Annotated in this window: 14 protein-coding genes; 9 read left to right on the forward strand and 5 right to left on the reverse strand. The window is 67.5% G+C overall.

From position 1 onward, the window contains the following. Window positions 1-35: 35 nt before the first annotated feature. The 4 genes from AB7F10_RS11575 to hemC all read right to left on the reverse strand — a co-directional run bounded on the left by AB7F10_RS11575 (window position 36) and on the right by hemC (window position 4,661). The gene (locus AB7F10_RS11575) at window positions 36-1,616 is read right to left on the reverse strand and encodes a heme biosynthesis protein HemY (protein ID WP_428560980.1); all 1,581 of its coding nucleotides are present in this window, start codon (window positions 1,614-1,616) and stop codon (window positions 36-38) included. A gap of 28 nt (window positions 1,617-1,644) precedes the next feature. Continuing rightward, window positions 1,645-2,970: a mitofilin family membrane protein gene (locus AB7F10_RS11580; RefSeq protein WP_428560982.1), complete on the reverse strand. Its 1,326-nt coding sequence runs from the start codon at window positions 2,968-2,970 to the stop codon at window positions 1,645-1,647. A 77-nt stretch (window positions 2,971-3,047) separates the two neighbouring features. Next, the gene (locus tag AB7F10_RS11585; protein WP_428560985.1) at window positions 3,048-3,749 is read right to left on the reverse strand and encodes a uroporphyrinogen-III synthase; all 702 of its coding nucleotides are present in this window, start codon (window positions 3,747-3,749) and stop codon (window positions 3,048-3,050) included. Between the two features lie 9 nt (window positions 3,750-3,758). Further along, a complete protein-coding gene (gene hemC, locus AB7F10_RS11590; protein ID WP_428560988.1) occupies window positions 3,759-4,661 on the reverse strand; it encodes a hydroxymethylbilane synthase in 903 nt (300 codons plus the stop codon). A 114-nt stretch (window positions 4,662-4,775) separates the two neighbouring features. On the opposite strand from hemC, the gene tsaD reads away from it, so the two are divergent. The 7 genes from tsaD (at window position 4,776) to AB7F10_RS11625 (ending at window position 10,859) form a co-directional block, all read left to right on the forward strand. After that, window positions 4,776-5,849, forward strand: coding sequence for a tRNA (adenosine(37)-N6)-threonylcarbamoyltransferase complex transferase subunit TsaD (gene tsaD, locus AB7F10_RS11595; protein WP_428561568.1), 1,074 nt, complete (start codon window positions 4,776-4,778; stop codon window positions 5,847-5,849). Window positions 5,850-5,873: 24 nt separating this feature from the next. Then, complete coding sequence (locus AB7F10_RS11600; protein WP_428560990.1) at window positions 5,874-6,860, forward strand: NAD(P)H-dependent glycerol-3-phosphate dehydrogenase; 987 nt, start codon at window positions 5,874-5,876, stop codon at window positions 6,858-6,860. Between the two features lie 4 nt (window positions 6,861-6,864). After that, entirely contained in the window at window positions 6,865-7,284 is a 420-nt protein-coding gene (locus AB7F10_RS11605; protein WP_428560993.1) for an EVE domain-containing protein, read from the forward strand. Window positions 7,285-7,292: 8 nt separating this feature from the next. Continuing rightward, window positions 7,293-7,457, forward strand: a complete 165-nt coding sequence (locus AB7F10_RS11610) for a hypothetical protein (RefSeq protein ID WP_428560995.1) — start codon at window positions 7,293-7,295, stop codon at window positions 7,455-7,457. A gap of 71 nt (window positions 7,458-7,528) precedes the next feature. Further along, on the forward strand, window positions 7,529-9,481 hold the full coding sequence (gene acs, locus AB7F10_RS11615) for an acetate--CoA ligase (protein WP_428560997.1): 1,953 nt from the start codon (window positions 7,529-7,531) through the stop codon (window positions 9,479-9,481). Window positions 9,482-9,828: 347 nt separating this feature from the next. After that, window positions 9,829-10,350 (forward strand): L,D-transpeptidase, encoded by a 522-nt coding sequence (locus AB7F10_RS11620; protein ID WP_428560999.1) that lies wholly within the window; start codon window positions 9,829-9,831, stop codon window positions 10,348-10,350. Beyond that, window positions 10,350-10,859, forward strand: coding sequence for a L,D-transpeptidase (locus AB7F10_RS11625; RefSeq protein WP_428561570.1), 510 nt, complete (start codon window positions 10,350-10,352; stop codon window positions 10,857-10,859). Before AB7F10_RS11620 ends, AB7F10_RS11625 begins: the two co-directional genes overlap by 1 nt. Window positions 10,860-10,863: 4 nt before the next feature. On the opposite strand, the gene AB7F10_RS11630 is transcribed toward AB7F10_RS11625, so the two are convergent. Further along, window positions 10,864-11,406 carry a thermonuclease family protein gene (locus AB7F10_RS11630; protein WP_428561001.1) on the reverse strand — a complete coding sequence of 181 codons (543 nt, stop codon included), beginning with the start codon at window positions 11,404-11,406 and terminating at the stop codon, window positions 10,864-10,866. A 208-nt stretch (window positions 11,407-11,614) separates the two neighbouring features. Here AB7F10_RS11630 and AB7F10_RS11635 point away from each other — a divergent pair, with 208 nt between their 5' ends. Together AB7F10_RS11635 and AB7F10_RS11640 are read left to right on the forward strand one after the other, a co-directional pair. Next, window positions 11,615-12,946: an RsmB/NOP family class I SAM-dependent RNA methyltransferase gene (locus AB7F10_RS11635; protein ID WP_428561004.1), complete on the forward strand. Its 1,332-nt coding sequence runs from the start codon at window positions 11,615-11,617 to the stop codon at window positions 12,944-12,946. 108 nt (window positions 12,947-13,054) lie between these two features. Next, window positions 13,055-14,821, forward strand: a complete 1,767-nt coding sequence (locus AB7F10_RS11640; RefSeq protein WP_428561006.1) for a heparinase II/III family protein — start codon at window positions 13,055-13,057, stop codon at window positions 14,819-14,821. The last annotated feature ends 38 nt before the right edge of the window (window positions 14,822-14,859 follow it).

Below are 14,859 nucleotides of genomic sequence, written 5' to 3' on the forward strand. Positions count from 1 at the left end.
GACATGAAGGCCGCTGCGGGCCGAAATACCGCCGCTTATCGAAAGAACTGGCGAATTCGCCGCCAAGCGTCCTGACGCGGCGGCGCGGTTTCCGGAGGCGGAGCGCCCGTCGGGTCGCCGTCGAACGGCGGATCGATGCCGGGATCGTCCGGCGCGTGGACCATCGGAATGACCGGCTCGGCGGCCGGCTGCGGCTTTGCATCAGCCGCAGGCCGCGCTTTGACCGGCTCGGCTTTTGCTGCCGGTGGCTGTGGTTCCGGCTCCGGCTTCGCTTCCTCGATGGCAACTACGGGCGACTCCGCGGTCGCGGCTATCACGTCGACCACCGGACGCTCGATGCCGATCTCGGCGACCGGCACCTTCCACGAAAATGCATCGAGGCGGCCGCTCACCGGCGACACCGGCAGCCATTTGTCGCTCACCACGCCGTCCGCCGTCCACGCCGGATCGGGCGCGGCGCGCACCGCGCGCGTCATCCATTCGCGGGCGCGGCCGACATCGCCATGCTCGCTTTGCTCGATCTCCGCCATCAACGTTGCGACGCGCTGCGTCGGCACCTGAAGATGCGGGGTCAGCGCCGCGCGCGCCGCCTTGAAGTCCTTTGCGTCCAATGCCGCGCGCGCGAGCGCCAGCGCGCCCTCGATACCGGCAGGATTTTTATCGAGCAGTTTCCGGATGCGGTTCATCCGCTCGCGCGCGCTGTCGCCCGGCCGCACATCGGCATAGGCCTGCGCGAGGTCGGGATGCGGATTGACCGCCCATGCCGTTTCGAGAATCTTGCGCGCCTTGCGCGCGTTGTCGCCCTCCGCAAGCCGCCGCCCCGCGAAGGCCGCGGCAGGCACGAGATCGGGCGCGACTTTAACGGCGTCGAGCGCAAGCGTGAGTGCGGTGTCGCGCTCGGTGTCCTGCACGGCCAGCGCACGCGCCGTCAGCAGCACCGCGCGCTTGCGGCGATAATCGGCCTTGTCGAGCGCCGGCTTCATCGCCCCGAGCGCGTCGAGCGCTCCGGCCCAGTCGGCGTGCGCACAGCGGTCGTCGAGCACTGCCTGTCCCGCCCACGGCGCCTGACCGCCCGACTTCGCGGCTTCCTCGGCGGCGAGACGCGCCGCGTTCATGTCGTTGCGCCGCTGCGCCTCGACATAGAGACCGCGCAGGCCGAGCAGCTTGGTCTCCGGCTTCTCCAGCATGGCGCGGAACGCACGGTCGGCGCCGTCGCGGTCGCCGGCAAGCTGCGCCGACTGCGCTTCGAGCAACAGCGCCAGCGGATCGCCCGGCGACAGCCGCGCCGCATCCGACGCCGACTTGCGCGCCAGCGCCATGTCACCGGAGCCGATCGCGATCAGTCCGCGGCTGATGGCGAGATAGCCCTTCATCGCGCGGCGATGGCGGAAGAACAACGACACCTGTTCCGGCGAGCGCAGGATCGCGCGCGAGACCGACCACACGGCGATGGCGGCGAGGACAATGACCGCGAGCGCCAGCATCGCGACCATCACCGAGGTCTCGATGCGATACCCCATCCATGTGATCGCGACCTCGCCCGGCCGGTCGGCGATCCAGGCAACGCCGAGCGCGACGGCAGCGAGCGCGAGAAGGAAAATGACGATGCGGATCATTGCCAGGTCACCGTCGTGATTATCGCCATCATTGTCCGGCCAGGCCGCGCATCGACGTCGACGCCAGCCGGCGCACTGCCTCGCGCGCCGCGTCCCGCGCGGTAACCGCCTTCAGCCACGGCGCGGCGGCCTGCTTTGCCGCCGGCGGCAGTTGCTCGACCTCGGCGCGCGCGGCGGACACATCGTTGCGCGCGGCGTGCGCTTCGATCCGCGCGATCACCGCACCGGCGTCGGCGCCGGCCGGGCCGTCGACCGGCCGCACCCGCACCAGCTTTTCGGCATTGGCCTGTAGCTTCTCGAGGAACCCGCCGGACGCCTGCTTGTCGACGCCGGACGCCTTGCTCATCGCCGGGACCAGCGCCAGCAGATCCTTCGCCAGCGCCGCGTCGCTTGGCAGACCCTTCGTGGCGAACGGCGCGAGCGCGGCGACAGCCCCGCTATTTCCGCCAGCCGCCTTCACCGCGTCGAGCTCAGCCGTGTAGGCGTTGCCGCCGTTGACTGCCTCGCGCAGCGCTGAGGCCGCGAGTGCAAGGCGCACTGCGGCGCTCGCGGAACTTGCCTGCGCATTGCTCTGCGTGGCCGTCTTCGCCACAGCCTCCACCGCATCGAGCCGCTTGCCGATCGCGTCGAGATCGGCGCGGCCGGCCGGTTGCGGCGCGTTGCTGATAGTTTGGCGCAGATCGTTCAACGCCTTTGCCGTCGCGCCGGACTCCTCGCGAGCCGACACGGCATTGGCAGCAATCTCATCGACACGGCGGTTGATACCGGCAATCGCGGTGCCGAGCGCCTTCAGGTTGCCGTCGATGGCGCCGAGCTTTTCGGCGCCGGCCGGCGCCGCGGCCGGCAGCTTCGCCAGCGCCTGCTCGATCTTGTCGAGCCGCGCGGCGATTGCAGCATCGTTCCCCGTGCTGGCCGAAACCTGCGGCCGGCTGGCAAGTCCGATGACCTGCCTGTCGATCGCATCGAGCCGCGCCGTCAATGCATCGTCTTTGCTGCCGCTGCCGCCGGACGACCGCGGCATCAGCGCGCCGGACAGCATGAGCGCCGCCATCGCCGCCGCAACGATAACGCCGCCGCCACCTGCCGCCAGCATCAACGAAACCAGCGCAGGTTTGCGCCCAAGCGGCGATGCTGCATCCGCGGGTTGTTCCGCCTTCGGCGGTTCGGCTTTAGACCGCTCAGTTTTCGGCGCTTCGGCCTGCGGTGTTTCCGCCTTCGGCGCTTCTGACGCTTGCGCGGTCGCCTGCTTTTCGACCTCGCCGGTAATGTCCTTGGCGGTAAGGTCGATGGTCGGCGGCTGGCGTCGGCGCGCGCCCTCGGCCGTGCCCGGCGCTTTGCGCTTGTCGTCCGCCATTCCGCTCTCCTTGACGATTCGGCCGCCGCCCATTCCGAATAACGCAATTGCAGCGACGGCGGCAATGCCGAGCTGTCTTATGCCGATCCGATAAGCGAAATCATGGCGGATTCGTCGGGCATCCCCGCAACCGCGACATTATCCGCGCCCGCCGCCGCGAGCGGCGCGGCGACCTGCTCCGACAGGCACAGATGGCGGATGCCAAGCGCCTGCGCATTGAGACCGGTCACCGAGGCGCCGGCCAGAAACGTCTCGGCGCTGCGCTTTGAATAATGCAGTACGGCGTCAAGACGTCCGGCGCGCAACGCATCGGAAAGTTCCAACGGCAGCGGCAATGCCAGCATGCGATAGACTACGCGCGTTGTCACCGTCACGCCATGCGATCTCAGTTCCGCTCCCAGATCGGCGGCGCGCTGCTCGGCGGCGAGATGGACGAGCGGCCCCCGTAATTTTCCCGCCTCACTCGCAACCAACCTCGTGAGCGCGCGTGCATCGCCCTCCGCTGTGTGGACGGTTGCAAAGCCCGTGTCGCGCCCCGCCTCGGCCGAATGCGCGCCCACCGCGTAAAGCGGTAACGACAGCAGAGCGCCGAGCTTGCCGTCCGTCGCGCGCAGCGCATTGGCGCTGGTGACGACGACGCCGGCCCAGTCGCCGGACAAATCGGCCGCGACCGGCTCGAGCTGCAACAGCGGCGCAAGCAGCACATCATGGCCCCGCGCGCGCAACGCAGCCGCGGTGCGCTCGCCATCGGGCCGTGGCCGTGTCACCGCGAGGCGCAAACTGCTCTCCTAGAAAAAGCCGGGACCGGCGCGACTCTTCAACGCACGGCCCGCTTCCGCACCGATCTTTTTCGCATCGGCGCGCGTTCCGCCCATCTCAAGATCATGCGAGGCGCTGCCGTCGGGCCTGGCGATCAGCCCGCGAAACCTCAACGCATCGCCGGACAGTACGGCATGGCCGGCGATCGGCGTCTTGCACGAGCCGTCGAGCTCTTTCAGGAAGGCGCGCTCGCAGGCGACCGCCGTGAATGTATCGCCGTGATTGATCCTCGCCAGCAGCGCGCGTGTCGCCTCGTCGTTCTCGCGTGTCTCGAGCCCGATCGCGCCCTGCGCCACCGCCGGCAGAAAATCTCCGGCGCTCATCGCCGCCGTCACCCGCGCCTCGAGCTTCAGCCGCTTCAGCCCGGCCATCGCGAGGATCGTCGCATCCACCTCCCCGTCGTCCAGCTTGCGCAGCCGCGTTTCGACATTGCCGCGGAACGATATGACTTCGAGGTCGGGCCGCATCGTTTTCAGGATCGCCTGCCGGCGCAGCGAGGCGCTGCCGACCACCGCGCCTTTCGGCAGATCCGCCACCGACTTCGCTTTGTTCGAGATAAAGGCATCGCGCGGATCCTCGCGTTCCAGGCAGGCCGCGAGCATGAGCCCGTCGGGCAACACGGTCGGCATGTCCTTGGCCGAATGCACCGCGAGGTCGATCTCGCCGGCCGCAAGCGCCTCCTCGATCTCCTTCGTAAAGAGTCCCTTGCCGCCGACGTCGGACAGCGGCCGGTCCTGGATACGGTCGCCCGAGGTGCGGATCACCCTGATCTCGACCGCCTCCGCCGCGATGCCGAGCACGGCGGCCAGCCGGGCCTGTACCAGGTGCGCCTGCACGAGCGCGAGCGGACTGCCGCGCGTGCCGATGCGCACGGCTTTTCCCTGAAATGACGCGGCCGATTGCAAAGCGGAACCTCTCAATGCTACGCCAACTCTTAATTCATCCTCCTAGCAGAAGGCAAAAGGGAGGTGATTGCGAGGGGCCGGATGCTGGTGCTCGGCATCGAAACCACCTGCGACGAGACCGCCGCCGCCGTGGTCGAGCGCGCCGACGACGGCCGCGGCGCCATCCTGTCCAATGTCGTGCTGTCGCAGATCGACCAGCATGCCGCATTTGGCGGCGTGGTGCCGGAAATCGCCGCCCGCGCCCATGTCGAGACGGTCGATCTCGTGGTCGCGCAGGCCATGAAAGACGCCGGCAAGACTTTTGCGGAGCTGGACGGCATCGCCGCCGCCGCCGGGCCGGGCCTGATCGGCGGCGTCATTGTCGGGCTGACCACCGCGAAGGCCATTGCGCTCGCGCACCGCAAGCCGCTGGTGGCCGTCAACCATCTCGAGGCGCATGCGCTCACTGCGCGGCTCACCGACAACATCCAGTTTCCCTATTGCCTGTTCCTCGCCTCCGGCGGCCATACACAGATCCTCGCCGTGCGTGCGGTCGGCGATTACATCCGTCTCGGCACCACGGTCGATGACGCCATTGGCGAAGCCTTCGACAAGACCGCGAAACTGTTGGGCCTCGGCTATCCCGGCGGGCCTCGCGTCGAACACATCGCGCAATTCGCCGATGCGTCGCGCTTCCCGCTGCCGCGGCCGATGCAGGGGCGGCCCGATGCGGACTTCTCTTTCTCCGGCCTCAAGACTGCGTTGCGGCTCGAAGCGGAAGCCATCGCGCCGCTCGGCGACAAGGACATCGCCGACCTTTGCGCGTCGTTCCAGCAGGCGGTCGTCGAGGTCGTGGTCGACCGGCTGCGTTCGGGCCTGCGTATCTTCCGCGACCGCTTCGGCGCACCGACTTCGCTGGTCGCCGCCGGCGGCGTCGCGGCCAATCAGGCGATCCGTAAGGTGTTGCATCGCCTCGCCTTCGAATTCGGCACCGTGCTGGTGCTGCCGCCGGCGGAGTTGTGCACCGACAACGGCGCGATGATCGCCTGGGCCGGCGCGGAACGCCTCGCGCTCGGCCGACAGGACATGCTCGATGTCGCGCCGCGGGCACGCTGGCCGCTCGACGAACTTGCCTCGGCAAGGGGCGCGTTGCAGCGCACGGCGGCGTATAAATGAGTATTTGCAAATGAGCGCGCGCCTGTGAGCGGCTTCGACACCATCTCCGTGCTCGGCGGCGGCGCGTGGGGCAGCGCGCTGGCAGATGCCTGCGCGCGCGCCGGCCGCAGCGTGACGCTGTGGGAATTCGACGCCGGCAACGCCGCCTATCTGAAAGAAAAGCGCGAGAGCAGGTTCCTGCCCGGCGTGAAACTGCATGACGCGATTGCCGTCACGCGGGATCTTGCCGTCGCTGCGAAAGCGCAGGCCGTCCTTCTCGTCGTGCCGGCGCAGGCGGCGCGCTCCGTACTCACCGAGCTCGCCACGCTGATCAGCAACGGCACGCCGGTCGTGACCGCGGCGAAGGGCATCGAGCGCGGCACCGGCAAGTTCATGACCGAGATCGTCGGCGAATGCGCGCCGAACGCCTCACCGGCTATTCTCTCCGGCCCGAGTTTCGCGATCGATGTTGCGCGCGGGCTGCCGACCGCGGTGACGCTTGCGGCGCATGATACGGCGCTTGCGGCTGCGCTGGCGCAGGCGATCGGCTCGCCGACATTCCGGCCCTATCATTCGGGCGACGTGCGCGGCGTCGAGATCGGCGGCGCAGCGAAGAACGTGCTGGCGATCGCAGCCGGCGTCGTCGCCGGCCGCAAGTTCGGCGCGAGCGCGGCAGCCGCGTTGATCACCCGCGGCTTTGCCGAGCTGATGCGCTTCGGCAAGGCCTATGGCGCAAAGGCGGAAACGCTCACCGGCCTGTCCGGCCTCGGCGATCTGGTGCTTACTTGCTCGAGCCCGCAGTCGCGCAATTATTCGTTCGGCGTCGATCTCGCACAGGGCAAGAGCCCGCGCGAGGCCGGCGGCGGCAAGCTTTGCGAAGGCGCCTTCACCGCGCCGGTGCTGCTCGACATGGCGCGCGCAAAGAACGTCGAGATGCCGATCGCCGCCGCCATTGCCGCCGTCATCGCCGGCAAGCTCACCATCGACGCGGCGATCGAGGCGCTGCTCGCGCGCCCCGTCGGAGAGGAATAGCGAAATGGCTTACTGGCTCGTGAAATCGGAACCGGATGTCTGGTCGTTCGAGCAGCAGAGCAAGAAAGGCGCCAAGGGCGAAGCCTGGACCGGGGTGCGCAATCACACCGCGAAGCTCAACTTGATGAAGATGAAGAAGGGCGACCGCGCCTTCTTCTATCACTCCAATATCGGCAAGGAGGTCGTCGGCGTCGTCGAAGTTGCGCGCGAGCACTATCCGGACCCGACCGCGAAGGCGGGCGACCCCTGGGTCGTCGTCGATTTCAAGGCGGTCGAGCCGCTGCCGAAGCCGGTGACGCTCGAGGCGATCAAGCAGGAACCGAAGCTCAAGGACATGGCGCTGATTAAGCTGTCGCGGCTGTCGGTTCAGCCGGTGACCGCGGACGAATGGAAGCTCGTCTGCAAGATGGGCGGGCTGAAGTAGAATCTGTCATGCCCGGCTTTATGCCGGGCATCCACGTCTTCCAAACTGACGCCAAGCAAGACGTGGATGGCCGGGACAAGCCCAGCCATGACGAGAACGCGGCGAACACGCTGAAAACGCAACGAAAGTCGCACCTCGCCGCCCTTGTCGCTGGCGGCGCGGCGAGCGCATAATATGGGCAAAGTCACGAAAAACGGCGGCCCGGAGCGTCAAACGCGCCTGTCCGGGCGGGAGGGATCAGTAAATGTCCGACGACCACATCCATCCGGTTCCGGCTGAGTGGACAACTCGCGCCTTCGTCAACGCGGCGAAGTACAAGGAAATGTATGCGGCCTCGACCAAGGACCCGAATGCTTTCTGGGCCGAGCAGGCCAGGACGCTCGACTGGTACAAGACGCCGACCAGGATCAAGAACACCTCCTACGCGCCGGACAATGTTTCGATCAAATGGTTCGAAGACGGCGTCCTCAACGTCGCCTACAACTGCATCGACCGCCACCTGAAGACGCGCGCCAATCAGACCGCAATCATCTGGGAAGGCGACGAGCCGACCGACGACAAGATCATCACCTATCAGGAACTGCACGACGAAGTCTGCCGCATGGCCAACATCCTGCGACTGCGCAACGTCAAGAAAGGCGACCGCGTCACCATCTACATGCCGATGATACCGGAGGCAGCCTACGCGATGCTTGCCTGCGCGCGCATCGGCGCCATCCACTCGGTGGTGTTCGGCGGCTTCTCGCCCGACTCGCTCGCCGGCCGTATCGAGGACTGCAAGTCGAACGTCGTCATCACCGCCGACGAAGGCGTGCGCGGCGGCCGCAAGATTCCGCTCAAGGCCAACACCGACGCGGCCATCGCAAAAGTGGGCGGCGTCGATCACGTCATCGTCGTCAAGCGCACCGGCGGCAAGATCGACTGGGATCCGGTCCGCGACGTCTGGTATCACGAAGCCGCGGCGCAGGTGACCGCCGAATGCCCTTGCGAGGAGATGAACGCGGAGGATCCGCTGTTCATTCTCTACACCTCGGGCTCGACCGGAAAGCCGAAGGGCGTGCTGCACACCACCGGCGGCTACCAGCTCTATGCCGCGATGACGCACAAATACGTCTTCGACTATCACGACGGCGACATCTACTGGTGCACCGCCGACGTCGGCTGGGTCACCGGACACAGCTATATCGTCTACGGCCCGCTGGCGAACGGTGCGATCACGCTGATGTTCGAAGGCGTACCGAATTATCCGACCATGTCGCGCTTCTGGGAGGTCTGCGACAAGCACAAGGTCAACATCTTCTACACCGCGCCGACCGCGATCCGCGCGCTGATGCAGGCCGGCGACGCGCCGGTGAAGAAAGCCTCGCGCCAGACGCTGCGGCTGCTCGGCTCGGTCGGCGAGCCGATCAATCCCGAGGCGTGGGAGTGGTACTATCGCGTGGTCGGCGACAGCCGCTGCCCGGTGGTCGACACCTGGTGGCAGACCGAGACCGGCGGCATCATGATCTCGCCGCTGCCCGGCGCCATCGCGCAGAAGCCGGGGTCCGCGACGTTGCCGTTCTTCGGCATCAAGCCGCAGATTGTCGACGCCGACGGCAAGGTGCTCGAGGGCGCCTGCACCGGCAATCTCTGCATCGCGGATTCGTGGCCGGGACAGATGCGCACGGTCTATGGCGACCATCAGCGTTTCGTCGACACCTACTTCAAGACCTATCCGGGCAAGTACTTCACCGGCGACGGCTGCCGCCGCGACGAGGACGGCTATTACTGGATCACCGGCCGCGTCGACGACGTCATCAACGTGTCCGGCCACCGCATGGGCACCGCGGAAGTCGAGAGCGCGCTGGTCGCGCATCCCAAAGTGTCGGAGGCCGCCGTGGTCGGCTACCCGCACGACATCAAGGGCCAGGGCATCTATGCCTACGTCACGCTGATGGCGGGCGAACCCGCGAGCGACGACCTGCGCAAGGAACTCGTTCAGTGGGTGCGCAAGGAGATCGGCGCCATCGCCCAGCCGGACAAGATCCAGTTCGCGCCGGGCCTGCCGAAGACGCGCTCCGGCAAGATCATGCGCCGCATCCTGCGCAAGATCGCCGAGGACGACTTCAAGGCGCTCGGCGACACCTCGACACTCGCCGATCCCGCCGTGGTCGACGATCTCGTCAACAACCGGCAGAACAAGCGCGCCACCGCCTAGATGGCACGCACCTCGCGACGCTAAAAAATCGGCCCGCCTTTCGGCGGGCCGAATTGCGTCGGCAGATTGCAGGACCGACGCCTGGGAGATGGTTTCGGGATAAGTCCCCGATCGTTCAATGACTACATTCTTGCAGCTACCGCGGCGTATCGCTTTGATGCATGTCAAATGCCCGGCACCATCCGCGCCTCGGCAATGCCGGACATAATTCAGGCCGGCGAAGCCTTGCCGCAATGGTAAACGCCGCGCGCCGCATTTGCGCGTTTACGTTACCGCCAGCTTCCTGATTACCCCCGCGCGCGGCGCATTATCATCGCCCCACTCGTTTTTCGGTTGGGGTCCTTCCAATGTCGCGTGTGTTGACGCGAGCCGTTCTCTTTGTGGTGATGATCACCGCAGGCGCCATGCTGGCAGCCGTCGCGGCACATCCTGCGACACATGATGTCGTCAAGGTGTCCGGTTACGCGCCGGGCACCATCGTCGTGAAAACCGGCGAGCGCCGGTTGCTCTATGTCATCGACCGCGAGCGGGCGCTGCGGTTTTCCGTCGGCGTCGGCCGCGAGGGCCAGCAGTGGCTCGGCCGTGCCAAGATCGAAGGCAAATATATCGAGCCGGACTGGGCGCCACCGGAGGTCATTCGCCGCGACCATCCGAATTTGCCGAAGGTCATTCCCGGCGGCTCCCCGCGCAATCCGATGGGCGCCGCGGCGCTGACGCTGCGCGGCGGCGAATACGCCATCCACGGCACCAACAATCCCGCCTCGATCGGCGGCTTCGTCTCTTATGGCTGCATCCGCATGCGCAATGCCGATATCAAGGCGCTGTACCGGCTCGTCGAAGTCGGCACGCCGGTGATCGTCGAACGGTGATGCAAGCAGTGCGCCGTCTTCTCGCCATTCTGATTGTCGCGCTCACGGCCATCGCCGCGACGGCGGCCTCGGCGCGCGACGTGGTGCCGATACGCAGCGGCTATCCGGCGGGCTCAATCGTCGTGCTGACCAACCAGCGCACGCTGCTCTACGTCATCGGCAATGGGCAGGCGATCCGCTATCCGGTCGGCGTCGGCCGCGCCGGCATGGCGTGGCACGGCACGGCCTCCATCGACACGATGCTGATCCGCCCCGACTGGTCGCCGCCGCGCGACATTCGCCGCGCCGAACCGCATCTGCCCCGCGTCATTGCCGGCGGCTCGCCGTCCAATCCGATGGGCGAAGCGGTGCTCGGCCTCAACCGCGGCAATTACGCGATCCACGGCACCAACAGCCCCAGCTCGGTCGGCCATTTCGTCTCGCATGGTTGTATCAGGATGTATAACCGCGACATTCTCGATCTCTACCGTCGCGTCGGCATCGGCACGCGCGTTTACGTGCTGCCGTAACGCGCTACCCGCACCAGCCTCGCCGCCGGCCACCCTCGTAGCGGCGCACCGCGCCTGCCGCGAGCAATTGCGCCGCCACGTCGCGGGTTGCGCGCGTCGACACCTCCGCATCGACACGGCCGCCATACTTGTCCTGGCCGATCCGCGAAATCCCGACATCGCCTTCGGCCAGCATGCGGGCCAGCGCGTCGCGCGCGATCACTGCGCGGCGATATTCATCCTCGCAGCGCGCGCTCATTTCCGGCGCGTCGATTCCGCGCAGCCGCACCTTCGTGGTGATCTCCATGCCGGGCCACACCGCGACGCGCGCCTCGAATGTGTCGCCGTCGATCACCTTCAGCACCTGCGCCGGGTGGCCGGACCGCAGCGTCGACGGCATCGCGGGCGTTGACGCCGGCGCTGCCGCCACAGCGCTGTCCGCTAGCCGCGGCGTCAGCCAGACGCCGCTGCCGAAACCGGCGCAAAGCCCGGCGGCAAAGGCCGCGGCGGCGAACAGCAGCGCGCCTTGCCGCGCCGTGGAGCCTTGCGATTTCGCTGTCAGGAACATTTTCCGATGTTTAGGATTAAAAGCACGATTCGGCAAGCGCAATCTGGGATTGAGTCGTTGGCAAAAGCCACAACCTACGCCGCGGTCATCGTCCCGCCGCAACGGCCTGCTCATTTGGCCGCTTGGCTCACGTTATCGACTGCCTGTCCGCTCGTTTGATCCCACCTCGTCCCCCATTCGTGGCAACAATCGCCACATGAATCGCCCGATGGCCCGTCCCAGCCGTTCGCCCCAGCCCGAAGTTCCCGGACTTTCCGCCCGCCGCATCGCCGTCGATATTCTCGAGGGCGTGCTGCGGCGCCGCCTGCCGCTCGACGAGCAGTTGTCCGGCAAGAGCGCCCATGCCGGCCTTCCGGGGCTTGCCGACCGCGACCGCGCGCTGATGCGCCGGCTCGTCACGACCGCGCTGCGCCGGCGCGGCACGCTGCGTCACTTCATCGGCGGTTTCCTCGACCGCGGCTTTCCCGCCGACGCCCCGCGTGCCGAAGCCATCCTGCTGATCGGCGCGACGCAAATTCTCTGGCTCGACGTGCCCGATCACGCCGCAGTCGATCTCAGCGTCCGGCTCGCGCAGGCCGACCGCCGCGCAGCGCGCTACGCCGGGCTGATCAACGCGGTGCTGCGGCGTGTGGCACGCGACCGCACCGCCATCGATACCGAAACGCCTTACGACACCCCGGACTGGCTGATGTCGCGCTGGACCCGTGCCTATGGCGAGAATACCGCCCGCGAGATCGCTCTCGCCAACGGCCGCGAGCCGGCGCTCGATGTCACGGTGAAGGACGATGCCGCGCACTGGGCGGAACGCCTGCATGGGCGCGTGCTACCGACCGGCACCGTGCGCACACTGGCGCAGGGCGACGTCACGCTGCTGCCCGGCTTCCATGAGGCCGCGTGGTGGGTGCAGGACGCCGCCGCAGCGCTGCCGGCGCGGCTGTTCGGCAATCTTGCCGGCAAGACGGTCGCAGACCTGTGTGCCGCGCCTGGCGGCAAGACCGCGCAACTCGCTGCGCAGCGTGCGCATGTGACTGCCATCGACCGTTCGCCCGCGCGCATGAACCGGCTGCGGGACAATCTCAAGCGACTGTCGCTGACGGCCGAGACCGTCGTTGCCGATCTTGCCGAGTGGTCGGGCGGACCGTTCGACGCCGTGCTGCTCGACGCACCGTGCTCCTCGACCGGCACCATCCGCCGGCATCCCGACGTGCCCTGGCTGAAAAGCGATGCCGACATCGCCGCGCTCGGTCCGACGCAAAGCCGTCTGCTCGACCGCGCCGTCGAACTGACGAAGCCGGGCGGCACGCTCGTCTATTGCGTGTGCTCGCTCGAGCTGGAGGAAGGCGCGGAGCAAATCGCGGCATTGCTCGCGCGCGATCCGCGTGTCCAGCGCGCGCCGCTGACGCCCGGCGAGCTGTTCGGCCATGCCGAATTCATCACCACCGAAGGCGACCTGCGAACGCTGCCCTGCCACTTGCCCGATTCGGAGCCGCGATGGGGCGGGCTCGACGGCTTCTTCGCCGCGCGGCTCGTGCGTGAATAGCCGCCTTTTCCGGCCTCTCCGGTGTCAATATTGGCCGGTCCGGCCCCCTTCGCTATCTTGAGGAGAGGACGGGAGAATCGCCCGCACGCGCCAACAACGAGAGCCTTCATGCCACAGGTCACGATCGGGGAGAGAATGAAGCTCTCCACGCTGATCGTCCGTCGTGCCCTGCAAGGCTTCGCAGGCGGCATCAAGGCGCATCCGCTGCTGCGCTGGCGCTATACGCCGGCCGGTACCGACCGTTTGCTGGTCGCGCCGCAGGACCTGCGCACCACCGACGCCACGCGCGCTTCCGAAATCTACGGCGGCCGCTTTGCCTTCGCCGGCAAGGTCGTGATCTGCGATCGCCGCTCCCCGTTCGAAATGACGCCACCGTCCGACGAGTGGGCGGTGACGCTGCTCGGCTTCGGCTGGCTGCGCCATCTGCGCGCGGCGGATTCCGCGATCACCCGCTCCAACGCCCGCGCTCTGGTCGAGGACTGGATCAGCATTCAGGGCGGCTGGCACAAGACCGGTTGGCGCATCGACATTCTGTCGCGGCGGATCATCTCATGGCTGTCGCAGGCGCCGCTCGTTCTTCAGGACGCCGACGCAAAATTCTACCGCCGCTTCATTCGCAGCCTCGCGCGGCAAGCGCGCTATCTGCGCCACACCGTGCGCAACGCGCCCGACGGCGCGGTGCGCATCCAGGCGCTTGTCGCGCTCTGCCTCGTCGCGCTGTGCATGGACGGCCAGTCGCGACAGCTGCGGCCGATGCTGCGGCGGCTGACTGCCGAGCTCGACCGGCAGATTCTTCCCGACGGCGGCCACATCAGCCGCAACCCCGGCACGCTGATCGACATCCTGCTCGACCTCTTGCCGCTGCGGCAGGTACTGGCGCATCGCAACGTGCCGCCGCCCGCCGGCCTCAACAACTCGATCGACCGCATGATGCCGATGCTGCGCTTCTTCCGGCTGGGCGACGGCAATTTCGGCCAGTTCAACGGCATGGGGCCGACGCCGGTCGATCTGCTCGCCACGGTGCTCGCCTACGATGACGCACGCGGCGCGCCCGTCGCCAACGCACCGCATTCCGGCTACCAGCGGCTCGAGACCGGCGACACCGTGATGCTGATGGACACCGGCAAGCCGCCGCCGCTCTCCGTGAGCCAAGACGGCCACGCCGGCTGCCTCTCGTTCGAAACGTCGTGGAAGCGCCATCGGCTGATCGTCAATTGCGGCCTGCCGGCGATGAATCGCGAGAACTGGCGCCAGGTCGCGCGCACCACCGCCGCTCATTCCACCGTGACGTTCAACGACACCTCGTCGGCCCAGCTTGGCAGCGGGACGTCGTTTCGCCGGCTGCTCGGCGGCATCCCGATTGTCGGCGGGCCGCACCGGGTCGCAACCGAGCGCCACGAGACGCAGGACGGCATCATTCTCTCGGCCACCCACGACGGCTATGCCCGCGAATTCGGCATCCTGCATCGCCGCGTGCTGCGGCTTGCCGCCGACGGCCGCGAAATCCACGGCGAGGACAATTTCCTGCCCGCGCATGGCGACAGCCTCCCGAAGAAGGGCGCCGACGACTACGCGATCCGTTTTCATCTGCATCCCGCCGTGAAGGCGAACCGGCTGACCGACGGCCACGGCGTCATGCTGACGCTGCCCGACCGCGACGTGTGGACCTTCGACTCGCACGGTTATCCGGTCGAGATCGAGGAGAGCGTCTATCTCGCAGGTCCCGACGGCCCGCGCCGCACCGTGCAGATCGTGATGTACGGCCAGGCGCGCGCCCGGCCGCGCGCCGCCTGGAGCTTCCAGCATACGCCACGCGCCAGTCAGGGTGCCCGCCGCTACCGCACCGACGAGCCGGAACTGCCGCTGGAAATGTAATCGGCGGGGAACTCCACAGCGCGCGGCCAAAGTCGGCT

It is taken from the genome of Pseudolabrys sp. (assembly GCF_050250095.1).
Lineage (GTDB): Bacteria > Pseudomonadota > Alphaproteobacteria > Rhizobiales > Xanthobacteraceae > Pseudolabrys.

Bases quoted from the DNA above. Each gene is read 5' to 3' on its own strand.
- AB7F10_RS11635 (WP_428561004.1), top strand. From the start codon at position 11,615: ATGGCCCGTCCCAGCCGTTCGCCCCAGCCCGAAGTTCCCGGACTTTCC.
- AB7F10_RS11610 (WP_428560995.1), top strand. From the start codon at position 7,293: ATGCCCGGCTTTATGCCGGGCATCCACGTCTTCCAAACTGACGCCAAG.
- AB7F10_RS11640 (WP_428561006.1), top strand. From the start codon at position 13,055: ATGCCACAGGTCACGATCGGGGAGAGAATGAAGCTCTCCACGCTGATC.
- AB7F10_RS11625 (WP_428561570.1), top strand. From the start codon at position 10,350: ATGCAAGCAGTGCGCCGTCTTCTCGCCATTCTGATTGTCGCGCTCACG.
- tsaD (WP_428561568.1), top strand. From the start codon at position 4,776: ATGCTGGTGCTCGGCATCGAAACCACCTGCGACGAGACCGCCGCCGCC.
- AB7F10_RS11580 (WP_428560982.1), bottom strand. From the start codon at position 2,970: ATGGCGGACGACAAGCGCAAAGCGCCGGGCACGGCCGAGGGCGCGCGC.
- AB7F10_RS11575 (WP_428560980.1), bottom strand. From the start codon at position 1,616: ATGATCCGCATCGTCATTTTCCTTCTCGCGCTCGCTGCCGTCGCGCTC.
- AB7F10_RS11620 (WP_428560999.1), top strand. From the start codon at position 9,829: ATGTCGCGTGTGTTGACGCGAGCCGTTCTCTTTGTGGTGATGATCACC.
- AB7F10_RS11630 (WP_428561001.1), bottom strand. From the start codon at position 11,406: ATGTTCCTGACAGCGAAATCGCAAGGCTCCACGGCGCGGCAAGGCGCG.
- acs (WP_428560997.1), top strand. From the start codon at position 7,529: ATGTCCGACGACCACATCCATCCGGTTCCGGCTGAGTGGACAACTCGC.
- AB7F10_RS11605 (WP_428560993.1), top strand. From the start codon at position 6,865: ATGGCTTACTGGCTCGTGAAATCGGAACCGGATGTCTGGTCGTTCGAG.